The organism is Mycobacteriales bacterium (assembly GCA_035550055.1).
Lineage (GTDB): Bacteria > Actinomycetota > Actinomycetes > JAFAQI01 > JAFAQI01 > DASZTV01.
Genome location: DASZRO010000031.1, coordinates 68,499 through 83,502, shown reverse-complemented (window position 1 = coordinate 83,502; position 15,004 = coordinate 68,499). Strand labels below are relative to the sequence as shown.

Below are 15,004 nucleotides of genomic sequence, written 5' to 3'. Positions count from 1 at the left end.
GCTCCCCATGCCCACCGCACGCCTCACCTAAGCACTGATTCAGCCGGATGGAGCAGTGTCGTTGCGGGCCAGCCGGGCACCTCCGAACGTCGGCCAGGTCATCGAGGCCCGTGCGCCGACCCCTGGAACCTGGTCGTTGCAGACGCCGCCCGGGAAGATCGCCCGCAGTTGCCTCCACTGCGCCTTCGAGAAGCGCACCGCGTAGTCGGCCCGTCGCGGTGCGATCAAACGGCACTTCAGCACGTTGTCCTGCAGCGGCCCGCCGGCGGCGATCCGGGGATCGGTGCCGTGGACGAACAGCCGGCGGCACTCGGCACCGGAAGTGACGGGTCGTTCGGCCAGCCAGCACTCGTCGACGACGCCGGCCGGGCGGTCCGCGGCGACCTTGGCGCGCAGGGTGCGTCCGGATTCGTCACGCTCCACCGCGCCGAGCCACGCGTCGAGACGGTCGAAGGCGCGCGCCGTGATGGTGGGGTCGACCGCGTACTCGCCCAGATCGAACCAGAGCACCTCGTTGCGGTGACTCCCGGTCGCCGCCTGCAGCCGCGCGCGCTCGACGTAGCTGTCGATGTCGAGGTGAATCTCCTCGTTGTCGTGTCCGCGGATGTCGAAGATCGGCACCCGAGACTCGGCGTGCGGGTCGAGGACCTGACCCGTGCGGTAGGCGACGACCAGCGCGTGGTGGTCGGCGACGCTGCGTGAGCGGGTGTGGTTCCAGTCGATGTCCAGCCCACCGACCTCCCGGTTGAGGGAGAGGAACTGGGTGATGGAGATCTGGTGGCGGTCGAGTGCTTCGAGGCCGTACTGCACCCCGACGTTGTCGAACGGCCGGTTCGCGAACCCGTGGCCGATCCGTCGCTCGGCGGCTGACCACACGGCACGCGGCCGCCGGCCCCAGATCGCGACCTGGTAGTCCTGCAAGGTGCATCGCGTGCCGGCGGGGTTGGTCGACGCGTCGTAGACCCACCCGGGGTCGTGCTCAGCGGTGCAGTCGGCAGCGACCGCGGGGTCGAACAGCGACTGTGCGTAGTCCGGAACTCGTGCCGAGACGCTTCCTTGCGGTCCGTCGAAGAAGCCGCGACACGTCGTCGGCGACAGGAAGCCCGTGACGTCGTCCTGCGCGATCGTCGACCACTGCAGTGGGTGCTGGTCGAAGACGCGATCGAGGAGATGGCAGTCCTCGGCCTGCTGTGCCACCTGCCAGACGTCAGGGAAGCTGCACATCAGCAGCAGTCCGTTCACCAACCCCGGGTAGTTCGACGCCACCGCGTTGAGCACGATCGAACCGCCGGAGCATCCTTCGCCGATCGTGTAGCGGATCAACCCGTACTCGTCGACGATGTGCGTTTCGAGCATCGCGATGGCCTCGGCAGCGACGACCGGATTGCAGCTGTCACCGAGCGTCTCGAGGCCACCGGTCGCCACGGCGTAACCCCGCGCCAGCGCGTGCGCGTCGAAGACCGGCAACCCGGCCGCCTGGTCGTGCCAAGGGCGGCAGTCGCCCCCGACCTCGATGTCGAGCTTGTGGTCCCACGCCGCAAACGCGTGCCAGGGTGCCGTCGAGCGGCCAGGTGCCGCCAGCACCGCGACCTGGTAGGTGTCGCGGTCGATCACTCCCGTCTCGACCCGTACGACGAAGGGCACCGAGACGCCCTCGTCGGTCGTCGTCCGTGCGACCGTTGCCGCCAGCGGAGGATGGGCCACGTCGTAGGGCAGGAACTGGTCGGACGAAGGTGGCGAGGCCACGGTCGGCTGGTTGCCGGCGCCGGCGGCCGTCAGGGGCAGGTAGTAGTAGCGGTACGTGGCGGGCATCGCGCAGTCGGCGGATGTCGAGCCGTCGTTGCAGATCCACGGCGTGACCTGTGGGCCCGCGAACATCGGACCGCTGTCCGGATAGTCGGTCAACGACCGCGTGACTGGCGGGAGGCCCGGGACCGACGCCGTCAACGTGTGGTCGCCGGCCCGCAGGCTCACCAGGCCGATCAGCGCGTGGTCGGACCGGGACAGGCCGAGGTGTTGCGGGTCGGGAAGGCCGGCGAGCAGCGCGCCGAGCCGCCCGGTGCGCAACTCGTCACCGACACTGCTGCCGTCGAGGCGCACCGTGAGGTGGGCGAGCTCTGCGGAGGTCGGTACCACTACGGCGACGAGCGCATCCGGCCCGGACACCCACGCGGGTCTGCTCGACAGGACGAGGATCCGAGGCGCTGCCGGGCCCGACAAGGGCGTCGCTGGGGCGACCGCGGGCGTGGCGACGGCGACCAGGCAACCGACGACCAGCACAAGCTTCACGCGGAAGCCGCAGTTCATTCGCGATCCGCGCCGGGATGTCCCACTCTTCGCCAGGTCCATCCGGCGGGAAGCGCGCCGCCGGAAGGGAACGAGGTCTGCTGGCCGGCGTGCGATCCGAGGCTGACGGTGAACGTCCGGCCGTGCGGGTCGGTGGCGCGCAACGTGCCGCTGCCGGCGGCCTCGAAGCCCTGCGAAGTGACGTCGCGCAGATAGGTGAACTCCTCGACCGAGCGGTGCACCACGAACGTCCAGCCCCACGCGGTGAAGCGGGTCGCCGCGCTGAGGTCGCTGAACGACGACGGTGCGGGGTCGGGGTGTCGCCAGCCCCGCACCAGGAATGGGATGAACCTTCGCAGGTCACGTTCCCAGTAGCCCCAGCTGTGGGTGCCGGCGCCGTAGAAGTAGTCGGTGTGCGGGACATGAGCGGCGTTCAGCGCCGACACGAATCCCGCGTTCATCTCGCTGATGTCGAGTTCCACCGCGCCGCCAGCCGCCGCGGTCGCGATGCCGGTCGGGTTCGTCAGGTCGTCGAGCGGACCCGGTGTGCCGTTCCCGGTGGCGAGGTAGAGCCGAGTGCCGGCGAGGTCCGGGGCCAAATAGGTCGGGTCGGCGGACTCCCACCCGATCCGATGCGTGAGGGGGTCGCCCCAGATGCAAGTGGTCGGCACGCCGCCGGTGAACACCGGGCTGGTGCCTTCGAGGATCACGGCCTCGTACGGCGCGTCGTAGTCGATGTCGTCGGCGCCGGAGAAGCTGCCGACGACGGAGAACATTCCCGGGTTGCGGGCCGCGAGGCTGGTCGCGCCGAAGCCGCCCATCGACAGCCCGGCGATCGCCCGGCCACGGCGTGCGGCGATCGTCGGGTAGTGCGAGTCGACGTACGGGATCAGCTCGTGGATCTGGAACGTCGCCCAGCCGGGTGCGACGGTCTCTGCCGGATTGAGCAGGTCGCGGCCGTACCAGTCCGTGTAGTAGCCCTCGAGTGCGTCGTCGGGCATCACCACGATCGTCGACGGCAGGTGCGCCTTCGGCCCTGCTTCCGCGAGGATCTGCTCGGCACCGTTCTTGGTCCAGTCGACCTCGCTGCCTCCTGATCCGTGCAGCAGGTAGAGCACGTGGTAGCGCTGCGGTGAGCGTTGCGAGAAGTGTTTCGGCAGGTAGACGTACACCCCGATGTCGCTGCCGACGGCCGGAGATCGCAGGGTGAGGTCGTGCAAGCGCCCGCCGTACCCCTTGACCACCACGTCGCTGACGAGGGTCGCCGGTCCGGACGGGACCGGCGCGGTCCGCGCCAGGCATTCCGGAGACGGCAGCGATGCAGCGGCCACCGGCGTGGCCAGCAGCGATCCGCACAGGACGGCCGCCGCGCCCGCGCCACAGATGGATCGTCGAATACCCACCGTGCTCTATTCGCGGGCGAGCCCGCGCTTCCTGGGAATACCTACACCCAGGCGCGCGCCGCCGGAATCAGCGACTCGGCCCTACGCGGCCCGCAAGGGCTTCCTGTGCGGGCTGACCGCCGCGTGGGTGTTCGGCATCGAGGCGCAGGACCCTCGACACGAGCTGGTCTGGGTCGGTCGGCGGAACGGCAGCTGGCGCAAGGCCCGGCCCGGTTGTCTCGTCCGTGAGGTCACCGTCGGGCCTGAGGATCTCGTCGTTGTCCACGGCGCGCTCGTCACGAGCCCACTGCGGACCGTGTTCGACTGTGCGCGATGGCTGTCGCTGATCGAGGCGGTTGTCGTCGCTGATGCGATCGCTCGGGAGCACTTCGTGGACCGCGACAAGCTCGCGGGCTACATCGCCTCGCACAGCGGCCTGCGAGGCGTGCGACAGGCGCGGCGTGTCGCTTCGCTGTTGGATCCGCGCAGCGAGTCCCCGATGGAGTCGCGCTTGCGCCTGTTGCTCGTCTCGGCTGGCTTCGACGGCTTCGTGTCCCAGTACGTCGTCCTCGACGAGTGGAGCCGGTTCGTCGCACGCGTCGACTTCGCGTATCCGGACCGCCGCATCGTTGTCGAGTACGACGGGGCCCACCACTGGAACCAGCGCCGCGATGACGATCGTCGTCGAGACCGGCTGCGTGCACTCGGCTGGCGGGTGTTCGTGATGAGCGCGTCGGACTACTACGGCGACCGGCAGGCATTCCTGGCACAGCTGCGCCAAGCCTTCACCGCCGTCGCCTGACGCGAGGCCAACCGTATCGGCGTATCGAGCGGCCCATTGCGCCGAAAAGGTTGGCCTCGCAGCGACTCTTATGACTCGGTGTTGGGGCCCATCAGCTTGATGCGGCAGCCGGTGGCGTCCGCGATCTCGGCGAGCCGCCCGTACGGCGAGTCTCGCGGCGGCTGGACTTGCGAGCCGCCGAGCGCGACCGCCTTCGCCAAGGTCGCGTCGGTGTCGTCGACCGCTATGTAGACGCCCCACTCCGAACGGAAGTCGGGACCCGCGTGGATCGCCGAGTCGTTGATCCCGGCCACTGCACCGTCGCCCTCGCCGAGGGTCGTGTAGCGAAACTCCTCGGTGTCCGACATCGAGTGCGCGTCCCACCCGAAGACGTCGCGGTAGAAGGCGACGTTCTCGTCGTAGGCCAAGGTGTGCAGCTCGAACCACGCCTGGGCTCCGACTTCGCCGCGAACGGTGATTCCTGCGAACGTGCCGGCTTGCCACATCCCGACCTTGGCACCCGCGGCATCGCTGATGATCGCCATCGTGCCGAGGTCGGCGATGTCCATCGCGGGCGTGACCTCGGCGCCGCCGGACGCGGTAGCGACTGCGAGAGTTTTGCGGGCGTCCTCGACGGCGAGGTAGACCTTCCAGGTCTCGTCGGCCTCCATACCGGGCTGCAGCGGTGCCGCACCGGCCACTGGTACGTCGTGGCGCAGGAACATGAAGTAGCCGCCGAACTCGGGCGCTCCCTCTGCAGCGGTCCACCCGAACAGCTCGCTGTAGAACTCGCGGGTCTTCGCCTCGTCCGAGGTCATCATGTCCATCCAGCACGGGATGCCGCGAAGGCTCGACGTCATGGTGGGAAGCATCCCCCGACCGGGCGAGGCTCGTCGAGGCTGCCGCGGTAAGGATCCGGAAGACGCCTCAGTACGACATCGGCGGCTGGTTTGCGCCAATATGTCCGCCATGGCAGACAAGCAGGTCGAGGTCTCGACGGACATCCGCTGCGACGCGAACACCCTCTACGACATGGTCAGCGACCTCGCGCAGATGGGCCGGTGGAGCCCGGAGGCGAGCGGCGGCCGCTGGCTCGGCGGCGCCGCGGGGCCGGCCGTCGGCGCGCGGTTCCTCGGCCGCAACGGCATGGGGTGGCGCAAGTGGGCGACCGTGGCCGAGGTGACCGACGCCGAGCGCGGCAAGCGGTTCGCGTTCCACGTCACGGTGGGCCCGCTGAAGATCGCCGACTGGTCGTATGAGTTCGCCACCGAGGGGCAGACCACGCGGGTCACCGAACGCTGGGTCGACCGGCGCACGCCCGTCATGGACAAGCTGTCCGCCCTGGCGATGGGGGTGTCGGACCGGGCCGACCACAACCGGAAGAACATGGAGGCGACTCTCGCGGCTTTGAAGAGCGGCGCCGAGAGCGAGTAGCCACCTTGGCGCAGACCCGCGGCTTCGACCGGGCCGCTCTCGCGGGGTACGCCGGCGCCGGGCTGGGCGCGGCCGGTGACCTCTACGCCCTCGCCGGCGACACGATCCTGGCCGGGATGCGGGGGATGGCGCGGCGCACCTTCCCGTGGCAGGAGGCCGTCTCCCAGGCCTGGTTCATCGCCAGCGTCTGCATCCTGCCGGCGATGCTGGTCGCGATCCCGTTCGGGATCCTGGTCGCGGTCGAGGTCGGCTCGGTTGCCCACCAGATCGGCGCGGACTCCTATACCGGTGCCGTGGACGCGCTGACGATCGTTCGCGAAGCCGCTCCGTTGGTCACCGCGCTCATGATCGCCGGTGTCGGCGGATCGGCGATCTGCGCCGACCTCGGGGCGCGCAAGATCCGGGACGAGATCGACGCGCTCGAGGTGATGGGCATCTCGCCGATCGAGCGGCTGGTCGCGCCGCGGCTGGCGGCGGCCGTCGTGGTGACGATCCTGCTCAACGGCATCGTGCTGTTCGTCGGCGTGACCGGCGGCTACCTCTACGAGGTCTGGGTCGGTCACGGTACGCCGGGCAGCTTTCTGCGGACGTTCACCGAGTTCACCTCGTTCAGCGACATCGTGGTCGGTGAGATCAAGGCCGCGGTGTTCGGCGTCATCGCGGCCCTGGTCGCGGGTTACAAGGGGCTGAGTGTGAAAGGGGGCCCCAAGGGGGTCGGCGACGCCGTCAACCAGTCGGTCGTCATCAGCTTCCTGCTGGTGTTCGTCGCCAACACGGTGATCTCGCAGATCTACCTCATCCTCGTCCCACCCCACGGCCCATGACGACGACACAGCCGAGCGCCGGCCCGCTTGCCGGCCTAGCGCCACCGCGTCCGGTGCGTCTCGTCGTGCGAAGCACGACGAGAGTGATCGACGCCCTCGTCGACCTCGGTACCCAGCTGCGCTTCTACGTCGCGGCCCTGCTGTGGATCCCGCGCGCCGCGAAGCGGTACTGGCGGGAGGTGTTGCGGCTGGTCGCCGAGATCAGCTTCGGGTCGGGGGCGCTGCTTGTCGGCGGCGGCACCGTCGCGGTGATCTTCGCGCTGTCGTTCTTCTCCGGCAGCGAGCTCGGGCTGCAGGGTTTCAAGGGGCTGCAGATCATCGGCCTCGCGCCGTTGTCCGGTGTCATCTCGGCGTACGCGAACACCCGCGAGATCGCGCCGATCGTGGCCGGGGTGGGACTGGCGGCGCAGGTCGGCTGCGGCTTCACCGCTCAGCTCGGCGCGATGCGGATCTCGGAGGAGGTCGACGCGCTCGAGGTGATGGCGATCCCATCGCTGCCCTACCTCGTGACCACGCGCATCCTCGCCGCGTTCACCGCCGTCGTCCCGCTCTACCTGGTGGGGCTCTTCGCGTCGTACGTCGCGACCGAGGTCGAGGTGGTCTACCTCAACCACCAGTCGAAGGGCACCTACCTCTACTACTTCCACCGCTTCCTGCCGGTGGAGGAGCTGTTCTACTCCCTGCTCAAGGCCGTCGCGTTCGCGATCATCGTCACCCTGGTGCACTGCTATTACGGCTACACCGCCACCGGTGGTCCGGAGGGCGTCGGCCGGGCTGCGGGCCGCGCGCTGCGCACCAGCATCGTCACGATCGTGATCTTCGATCTCGTGCTGACGTTCGTGCTGTACGGCGCGAACCCCTCCGTTCGGATCTCCGGATGACACGGCTCGGCAGCGGCCGGGCCGCGACGGCGCTTGCCGGGCTGCTGTTCATCGTGCTGGTCCTGGGCTTGTCCGTGGTCGGCGTCGCCTACGGCTTCGGCGCGTTCTCGTCGTCGAAGGTCGTCACGGCCACGCTGCCGGAGGCCGGGCCGGCGCTCGGGCCGGGCGCCGAGGTCGAATACCGGGGAGTGCTGGTCGGCTCCGTCGCAAGCGTGCACCGGACGCTCAGCGACGCGGTGCTCACCCTGCACGTCGACCCGTCGCAGCTGTCGAAGATCCCCGATGGGGTGACGGTGCGCCTGGTGCCGCGCAGCGTGTTCGGCGACCTCTACGTCGACCTCGTGCCGCCGGCGACGAGCGATCGCGCGCTACCCGCGGACGCGCACCTGGTCGCCGACACCTCGACCCCGACCGTCGAGCTCGACCAGGCTCTCGACGCCGGGTACCGCCTGCTCACCGCGGTTCGCCCGGGCAAGCTCGACGCGACGCTGACCGCGATCGCCACCGCGTTGAACGGTCGCGGAGCCGAGCTCGGCGCGATCGTCGACGAGCTCGAGCGCTACACGAGGCAGGTCGCACCGCAGACCCCCCAGCTCATTCACGACGTCGCGACGCTCGGCACGGTCAGTGACGAGCTCGGCCGTGACGCGCCGAACCTGCTGAAGACACTCGACAACGCAATCGCGACGTCGCAGACCGTCCACGGCAGCCAGGCCGCCATCCGGCGGCTGCTCGCGGCCGGCCCGGTGGTCGCCGACCGCACCCGGCGGCTGCTCAGGGTCAACCAGCACAAGCTGCGCGAGCTGGTCGGGCTGTTGCGACCGGTGATCACGGTGTTGCAGAGCCGGCAGACCAACCTGGTCAAGGGGGTCACGCAGCTGCGGGCCTTCCTGCTCGGAGCGGCGAAGGCGCTCGGGCACGGCCCCTGGCTGCAGGTCACGGTCGCGCCCGACCTCAACCCGCAAGACACCCAGGGCTACACGCCGGCCGAGTGCCCGAGGTACGCCGCAGTGCCAGGCAAGAACTGCCTGAGCACCAAAGCGCACGCTGAGCGCAACGCGACGTCGGCGCGGCAAGTCGGGAAGCCACGAGCCATCAGCTGGCCGGAGCTGGTCGTCGTCCCGATCCTCGCGCTGCTCTCGCTGCTGGTGTCGCCGTGACGAGCCGAGGCGCCGCGGTCAAGCTGACGCTGTTCGTCGTCGTGTCGGTGCTGCTCACCCTGATCGTCAGCAACACCGTGACCCGGCCGCTGGGGCACTCGACCTACACCTACCGGGCGCTGTTCACCGACGCATCCGGGCTGCGTCCCGGCGACGACGTCGACATCGCAGGCGTCCGCGTCGGCAAGGTCACCGGCGAGCGGCTGTCCGGTGCCACGACCTACCCCGACGGCAAGCAGTATCCCGACGACGCGGTGGTGACGTTCGAAGTCGAACGATCCCAGCGCTTCACCACCAACGCCCGGGCGGTCATCCGCTACGAAGACCTGCTCGGCGCGCGGTTCCTGTCATTGGAGCAGTCGAGCCCGAGCGGGTCGACGATGGCACCGGAGGCGGTCTTCTATCCCGACCACACCGCACCCGCGCTGTCGCTCACCACGCTGTTCGACGGCTTCAAGCCGCTGTTCTCCGCGCTGTCACCGGCGCAGGCCAACCAGCTCGCCGCCGACATCGTCGCCGACTTCCAGGGCGAGGGCGGCAGCATCACCGCGCTGCTCGGCAACGTGGCAGCCCTCACGACCAACCTCAGCCACCGCGATGCGCTCATCGGCCAGGTCGTCAGCAACCTGGACGTGGTGCTGGGCAGCGTTGCCGACCACGACGGCGACCTGGCGGCCTTGATCGGCGACCTGACGTCACTGACCCACGGACTGGCGGCAGACCGCGGGCAGATCGCGCGCGCCCTGCACGGCATCGACGAGGTCGCCGCCTCGGTGAGCGACCTGTTCGACAAGGGCGAGCCGATCCTGCACCACGACATCGGGGATCTGTTCCTCGTGGCCGGCACGCTGGTGCGCAACCAGCGGATCCTCGCCGCGGCGGTGCGGGCGCTCCCGCTCGGCGCGGCCGCCTTCACCCGCAGCCTCGGCTACGGCACCTGGCTCAACGGCTACGTCTGCTCGGTGGCGCTGCAGAGCGGGTCGCTCGTCGTACCCGTCCGGATCAACGGCACGGTCGTGCACTCGGCGGTCTGCCGGAGCGCATCCCGAGGCGGCGCGCGATGAGGCCGCTTCGTTCGCGCAACCGGCTGGTCGTCGGCGCGATCGGGACGCTCGCGCTGGTCGGCGTCCTCGCGGCGGTGATCCTGCTGCCGAAGGTTTCGCTGTTCTCCGCCAGCCGCACCTACTCGGCAGACTTCGCCGAAGCCGCCGGGTTGTCGACCGGTGACGACGTCCGGGTCGCCGGCATCCCGCAGGGCACGGTCACCGGGGTCCACCTCGACAGCGCGGTCATCCGGGTCGACTTCACGTTGCCGAAGAGCGTCCACCTCGGCGCGGACACCTCAGCCTCGATCGAGGTCGCGACGCTGCTCGGCACGAAGTACGTCGAGATCACGCCGGCGGGCGGCGGCACGCTGGACCCGTCGACCACGATTCCGGTGTCGCGCACCCAGGTGCCGTTCGACCTCGCCGACGTCACCAACGGACTGTCCGCGACGGTGTCCGGTCTCGACATCCCCACCCTGCGCAAGGCGCTCGCGACGGTCAGCACGACGTTCGCGCACACGCCTACGGTCACTCGCCGGCTCCTGCACGGGTTGGCCGGCATCTCCAACGTGGTGGTCTCGCGGCAGTCCCAGCTCCAAGACCTCGTCCGCAGCACGCGGTCGGTGACCGCGACGTTGGTCTCACAGCGCAGCGACCTCGATCAGCTGTTCCTCGACGCCGACCAAGTCCTGGCGACGCTGCACGCCCGGCGGGCGATCATCCACGAGCTGCTCGTCGACTCGAGCCGGCTCGGTCGGGAGCTGGCCCGGCTGGTGGCGCACAACGCCGCCACTCTCGGCCCGTTGCTCACGCGGCTGCACGTCGTCACGACGCTGCTGCGCAACGACGACCACGTGCTCGGCCATGCCGTCGACCTGCTCGCCCCGGCCAGCCGCGGGCTGGTCAACGCCTCCGGTGACGGCCCGTATCTCGACATCAACCTGCCCTACCTGCTGCTGCCGGACAACGTGTTGTGTGGCTTCTCGATCGCGAAGGACTGCTCGTGAGGCGGCAGGTCGTCGTGGCCACCGCGGCGTCGGTGGCGCTCGCTGTGGTCGTGGCGGTCGTCGTCGTCGGCATTCACCTCGTGACCGGCGGCAAGCGGCTGCACATCACGGCGTACTTCACCGAGAGCAACGGGATCTACGTCGGCAACCACGTCGACATCCTCGGCCTGCCGGTCGGTGACGTGTCCTCGGTCACCCCGCAGCCCCACCAGGTCAAGGTCGTGCTGAGTCTGCCGGCGGGGACGAAGATCCCGCTCGACGCGCAGGCCTACATCGTGCCGCCGTCGGTGATCAGCGACCGGTACGTCGGACTGAGCCCGGCCTACGACGGGACGGGCCCGACGATGCCCGACAACTACGTGCTGCCGTTGGCGCGCACGCATGAGCCGGCGGAGTTCGACGAGCTCGTGGGGTCGCTGACCACGCTGTTCAACGCGCTCGGTCCGAAGCAGGCGGGCGCGAAGGGCGCGGTCGGGCGGTTGATCACGGTGCTCTCGAACAACCTCGCCGGCAACGGGCCCGCCCTGCACGAGAGCATCGAGGGCCTGTCGACCGCGACGGGGGCGCTGGCGGAGGACCGTGGTGCGTTCGCGGCGGTTATCACCCATCTCGACACGCTCAGTAGCAACCTCGCCACCCGGGTGCGGCGGATCTCGTCGTTCGAGTCCGACCTCGCGCGGGCGTCGTCCGAGCTGGCCGCCGAGCGCGGCCAGATCACCGGCGTCGTGGACAACCTCTCGACCGGACTGCTGTCGCTGGCGAGCTTCCTCGAGGCACACCGCGCGACGCTCCATGGCGACCTGCACGACCTCGTCGTCACCACCAACGTGCTGCTCCAGCATCAGCGCGCGCTCATCGAGACCCTCGACAACCTGCCGCTCGCCGCGCAGAACCTGGCGCGGGTGAACCACGGCGGCGCGATCCTCACCCGGCACGCCGACCTCGGTCGCAACCAGTTCTTCAACGCGCAGGTGAGCAAGCTGTGCGCGCAGCTCGGCCCGGTCTGCCAGATCCTGACCGGCATGGCGGGGGACGCCCGATGAGCGCGACCCGCCCGCCGGCCACGCCGCGACGGCACCGCCGCGCCATCGCCCTGAGCCTGGTGGTCATCGCGACCGTGACGGGGTGCGGTCCGGGCCTGCAGAGCTTCTCTGTCGGTCGGGGGGTGAGTGGACCGTCCTACCGGTTGACGGCGGTCTTCGGCGATGCGACGGGCCTGCCGATCGGTGGCCGGGTGGAGCTGCACGACGTCACGGTCGGCCGGGTCACCTCACTGACCACGTCGGGCTTCCGCGCCTACGTCCACATGGCCATCGAGCAGTCGGCGAGGATGCCGGTCGGGACCCGCGCGACGCTGGAGCTGACGACTCCGCTCGGCGAGGAGTACGTCGACCTGCTGCCGCCGACCCGGGCGGCGACAGCGGAGGACCTGAAAGACGGCGACGAGATCGCCGCGACGAGCACGAACCGTGCTCCGGACATCGAGGACCTGCTCTCGGCGTTCTCCGCGGTGCTCAACGGCGGCGGGATCAGCCAGATCTCGACGATCGTCGGGCAGCTCGACGTCGCCCTCGACGGCCGGGCGCGAACCGGTCGGGCGTTGATCGCCCGGCTCAACCGGGTGCTGTCGCAGCTCGACGCGCACACCGCGGAGATCGACCACACCCTGACCGCGGTCGCCGGGTTGTCGAAGGAGCTCGCGGCTCAGCACCAGCTGCTGGTGCGCGGACTCACCGCGCTTCGGCCGGGCATCGCGGACCTGCGCAACGACACGGCGGGCTTCACCGCGCTGCTGACCCGGCTCTCCTCGCTCGGCCGAACCGCCACCCAGGTGCTCGACTCCGTGCAGGGCACGCTGCTCACCGACCTGGACGACCTCGCTCCGACCCTGGACACGCTGGTCTCGCTGCGCGGCCGGCTCGGCTCGACGTTGGCCGGGCTGCGCCGGTTCGCGCTCCTGCTGGACCGGGCGATCCCAGGCGACTACCTCGACCTGGTCGGCAACATCATCGTGCCGAGAGGATCGGCGCGATGAGGCGACTGCCACTCGGCAAGCTCGGGCTGTTCGCCGCCGTCGGCCTGCTCGCGCTCGGCTATCTCGTCGTCAGCGTCATCGGGCAGAAGACGATCGAGGGCAGCTACCGCGTCACCGTCGACATGCCGAAGACCGGCGGGCTGTTCCCCGGCAGCCAGGTGACCTATCGGGGTGTGCCGGTTGGCCTCGTCTCCGCGATCGAGATCACCCACACCGGCGTGGCCGCCGAGCTCGCCATTCACGACTCGGTGCACATCCCGAGCGCCACCAAGGCAGTGGTCGCGGATCGATCGCCGGCGGGGGAGCAGTACCTCGACCTGGAGCCGACGGCGGCGGGCCCGCCGTACCTCGTCGCCGGTTCCGTCATCGCAGCGAAGGACACCGCCCGGCCGCCGTCGCTGGCGACCTTGCTGAGCAGCATCGACGCGTTCTCGAAGTCGGTCGACCTTCGCCAGCTCCGTACCGTCCTCGACCAGCTCGACATCGCGTTCGCCGGGACCGGCCCGGCGCTCGGCGCGATCCTGGATCACGGCGCCCGGCTCGTCGACTCGCTCGTGGCGGTCGAGCCGCAAACCGTCGACCTGCTCCACCGCGCAGGCGTCCTGCTCGACGCACAGGTACGCCACGACAGCGACATCCGCACGTTCGCGACTTCGCTGCGCCGGCTCTCGGACACGATCCGCAAGGACGACCCGCGAACGGCGCAACTGATCGACGCCGCGCTGCGCACGACCGAGCAGGTCGCCCCGCTGCTCGTCAACGACTCACACGACGTAGCGGTACTGCTGACCAACCTGGTCACCACCGGGCGCATCGCGGTGGCCCGGTTGCCCGGGCTCAAGGCGTTGCTGTTCTCGCTGCCGGCCGGTCTGCATGCGCTCGCCTCCGCAGTCCACGGCGGGCACGTCTCGTTCCTGCTCAGTGACCAACCGGGCACCTTCTGCGGCTACCCGGGCACCCGTCGGCGCGCCCCGTTCAATCCGCATCGGGGGCCGCCGATCACCAACGGTTACTGTCTGCATCCACTGCCCATCCAGGATCAGCGGGGTGCGGTCTACGAGCCCCGGCCGGCGGGCGACGACACGTGGCGCGGCATCTACACGACAGGAGCACAGTGAGCGACGAGGGCCGGTCGGTGACGCTGCGCCTGCCGCGGCTTCGGGTCACGCTCGGCGTCCTGGCAGCGCTGCTCGTGGTCGCCGGGCTGGTCGTCGGGGGCATCCGCACCCACCACGCCTTCGCCCAGAACGACCGGCTCTCGCACGAGCTCTCACCGAGCGCGCAAAGCGCGATCGCGGCGGCCAAGAGCTACGCCGTCGATTTCGCCACCTACTCCTACACCGACCTCGACGCGGCGTTCGCGAAGACGGAATCGCACGCGGTCGACCCGTTCCTGTCGCAGTACCGCAACGAGACGGCACAGCTGCGTACGACGCTGGTGAAGGCGAAGGCGAGCTCCACCGCGTCGATCGTCAGCGCGGGCATCGCTTCGCTCAGCGACACGACCGCGGTCGTCGACCTGTTCCTCAACCAGACGATCAAGAACCGCAGCGGGACACACGTCGACGCCCAACGCGTCGAGATGACGCTGCAACGCGAGCACGACGAGTGGCTGATCAGCAAGGTCGTCCTGCCTTAGCCCGTGAGCTTGCTGGCCACTCCTTGGATCAGCTCCATCAAGTCGATCGTCGAGAACGCGGCCACCTCCGTGTCCAGTCGCTCCCTGACGTACCGCGCGATGTGCTTGCGCATCTCGCGCTCCACGATTCCGGATCGCGCCAGCACCCGGGCTTGAATCCCCTTGGGGTGTACGACGACGTCGACGTCTTCGTAGGTCGGGCGCGCCGGGTCGATGCACAACGACAGCGGCGGGGCGAGCCGGACCGCGATGGCCAGGCGCACCGTCGCCTCGACGTCGAAGTGGTGCTTCGCGCCCGCGGCGGTCACGTCGACGTCCAACGCCGCGGGCAGGGTGATGCCATAGCTGAGCGGGTCGTGTCCGGTCACCTCGATCGACGGCTCACCGATCTCGCCGACCGCGTTGGCGGTTGCGACGCCGCCCGGTCCGGCGGGCAGCGGGCCGACTCGCACCTCGTCGCCGGTGATGCGGCGGATGACCGCGCCCACCCGCTCGGGGCTCACCGCGGTGTGCACGAACGCCGCTCCGA

Annotated in this window: 15 protein-coding genes; 11 read left to right on the top strand and 4 right to left on the bottom strand. The window is 69.8% G+C overall.

Features of this window, described 5'->3' with window-relative positions:
* Positions 1 to 39: 39 nt before the first annotated feature.
* Both VG899_05420 and VG899_05415 read right to left on the bottom strand, forming a co-directional pair.
* Entirely contained in the window at positions 40 to 2,289 is a 2,250-nt protein-coding gene (locus VG899_05420; protein ID HWA65793.1) for a DUF6351 family protein, read from the bottom strand.
* 14 nt (positions 2,290 to 2,303) lie between these two features.
* A complete protein-coding gene (locus tag VG899_05415) occupies positions 2,304 to 3,689 on the bottom strand; it encodes an alpha/beta hydrolase family protein (protein HWA65792.1) in 1,386 nt (461 codons plus the stop codon).
* A 1-nt stretch (position 3,690) separates the two neighbouring features.
* Between VG899_05415 and VG899_05410 the strand changes: the two genes are divergently transcribed.
* Positions 3,691 to 4,470 carry a DUF559 domain-containing protein gene (locus VG899_05410; protein HWA65791.1) on the top strand — a complete coding sequence of 260 codons (780 nt, stop codon included), beginning with the start codon at positions 3,691 to 3,693 and terminating at the stop codon, positions 4,468 to 4,470.
* Positions 4,471 to 4,538: 68 nt separating this feature from the next.
* Here the strand turns inward: VG899_05410 and VG899_05405 are convergent, their stop codons facing one another.
* The gene (locus VG899_05405) at positions 4,539 to 5,309 is read right to left on the bottom strand and encodes a VOC family protein (protein ID HWA65790.1); all 771 of its coding nucleotides are present in this window, start codon (positions 5,307 to 5,309) and stop codon (positions 4,539 to 4,541) included.
* 109 nt (positions 5,310 to 5,418) lie between these two features.
* On the opposite strand from VG899_05405, the gene VG899_05400 reads away from it, so the two are divergent.
* The 10 genes from VG899_05400 to VG899_05355 are packed head-to-tail and all read left to right on the top strand — an operon-like array spanning position 5,419 to position 14,475.
* Complete coding sequence (locus VG899_05400; GenBank protein HWA65789.1) at positions 5,419 to 5,883, top strand: SRPBCC family protein; 465 nt, start codon at positions 5,419 to 5,421, stop codon at positions 5,881 to 5,883.
* Positions 5,884 to 5,888: 5 nt separating this feature from the next.
* Positions 5,889 to 6,707, top strand: coding sequence for an ABC transporter permease (locus tag VG899_05395; protein HWA65788.1), 819 nt, complete (start codon positions 5,889 to 5,891; stop codon positions 6,705 to 6,707).
* Positions 6,704 to 7,588, top strand: a complete 885-nt coding sequence (locus tag VG899_05390) for an ABC transporter permease (protein HWA65787.1) — start codon at positions 6,704 to 6,706, stop codon at positions 7,586 to 7,588. The genes VG899_05395 and VG899_05390 overlap by 4 nt, the downstream gene beginning before the upstream one ends.
* On the top strand, positions 7,585 to 8,748 hold the full coding sequence (locus VG899_05385; GenBank protein HWA65786.1) for an MlaD family protein: 1,164 nt from the start codon (positions 7,585 to 7,587) through the stop codon (positions 8,746 to 8,748). Before VG899_05390 ends, VG899_05385 begins: the two co-directional genes overlap by 4 nt.
* Positions 8,745 to 9,812 carry an MlaD family protein gene (locus tag VG899_05380; GenBank protein ID HWA65785.1) on the top strand — a complete coding sequence of 356 codons (1,068 nt, stop codon included), beginning with the start codon at positions 8,745 to 8,747 and terminating at the stop codon, positions 9,810 to 9,812. The genes VG899_05385 and VG899_05380 overlap by 4 nt, the downstream gene beginning before the upstream one ends.
* A complete protein-coding gene (locus tag VG899_05375; protein ID HWA65784.1) occupies positions 9,809 to 10,801 on the top strand; it encodes an MCE family protein in 993 nt (330 codons plus the stop codon). Before VG899_05380 ends, VG899_05375 begins: the two co-directional genes overlap by 4 nt.
* On the top strand, positions 10,798 to 11,844 hold the full coding sequence (locus tag VG899_05370; protein ID HWA65783.1) for an MCE family protein: 1,047 nt from the start codon (positions 10,798 to 10,800) through the stop codon (positions 11,842 to 11,844). The genes VG899_05375 and VG899_05370 overlap by 4 nt, the downstream gene beginning before the upstream one ends.
* A complete protein-coding gene (locus VG899_05365; GenBank protein ID HWA65782.1) occupies positions 11,841 to 12,836 on the top strand; it encodes an MlaD family protein in 996 nt (331 codons plus the stop codon). Before VG899_05370 ends, VG899_05365 begins: the two co-directional genes overlap by 4 nt.
* Positions 12,833 to 13,954, top strand: coding sequence for an MlaD family protein (locus tag VG899_05360; GenBank protein HWA65781.1), 1,122 nt, complete (start codon positions 12,833 to 12,835; stop codon positions 13,952 to 13,954). Before VG899_05365 ends, VG899_05360 begins: the two co-directional genes overlap by 4 nt.
* The gene (locus VG899_05355) at positions 13,951 to 14,475 is read left to right on the top strand and encodes a hypothetical protein (GenBank protein HWA65780.1); all 525 of its coding nucleotides are present in this window, start codon (positions 13,951 to 13,953) and stop codon (positions 14,473 to 14,475) included. Before VG899_05360 ends, VG899_05355 begins: the two co-directional genes overlap by 4 nt.
* On the opposite strand, the gene VG899_05350 is transcribed toward VG899_05355, so the two are convergent.
* Entirely contained in the window at positions 14,472 to 14,990 is a 519-nt protein-coding gene (locus tag VG899_05350; protein ID HWA65779.1) for a hypothetical protein, read from the bottom strand. The genes VG899_05355 and VG899_05350 overlap by 4 nt on opposite strands.
* Positions 14,991 to 15,004: the final 14 nt, after the last annotated feature.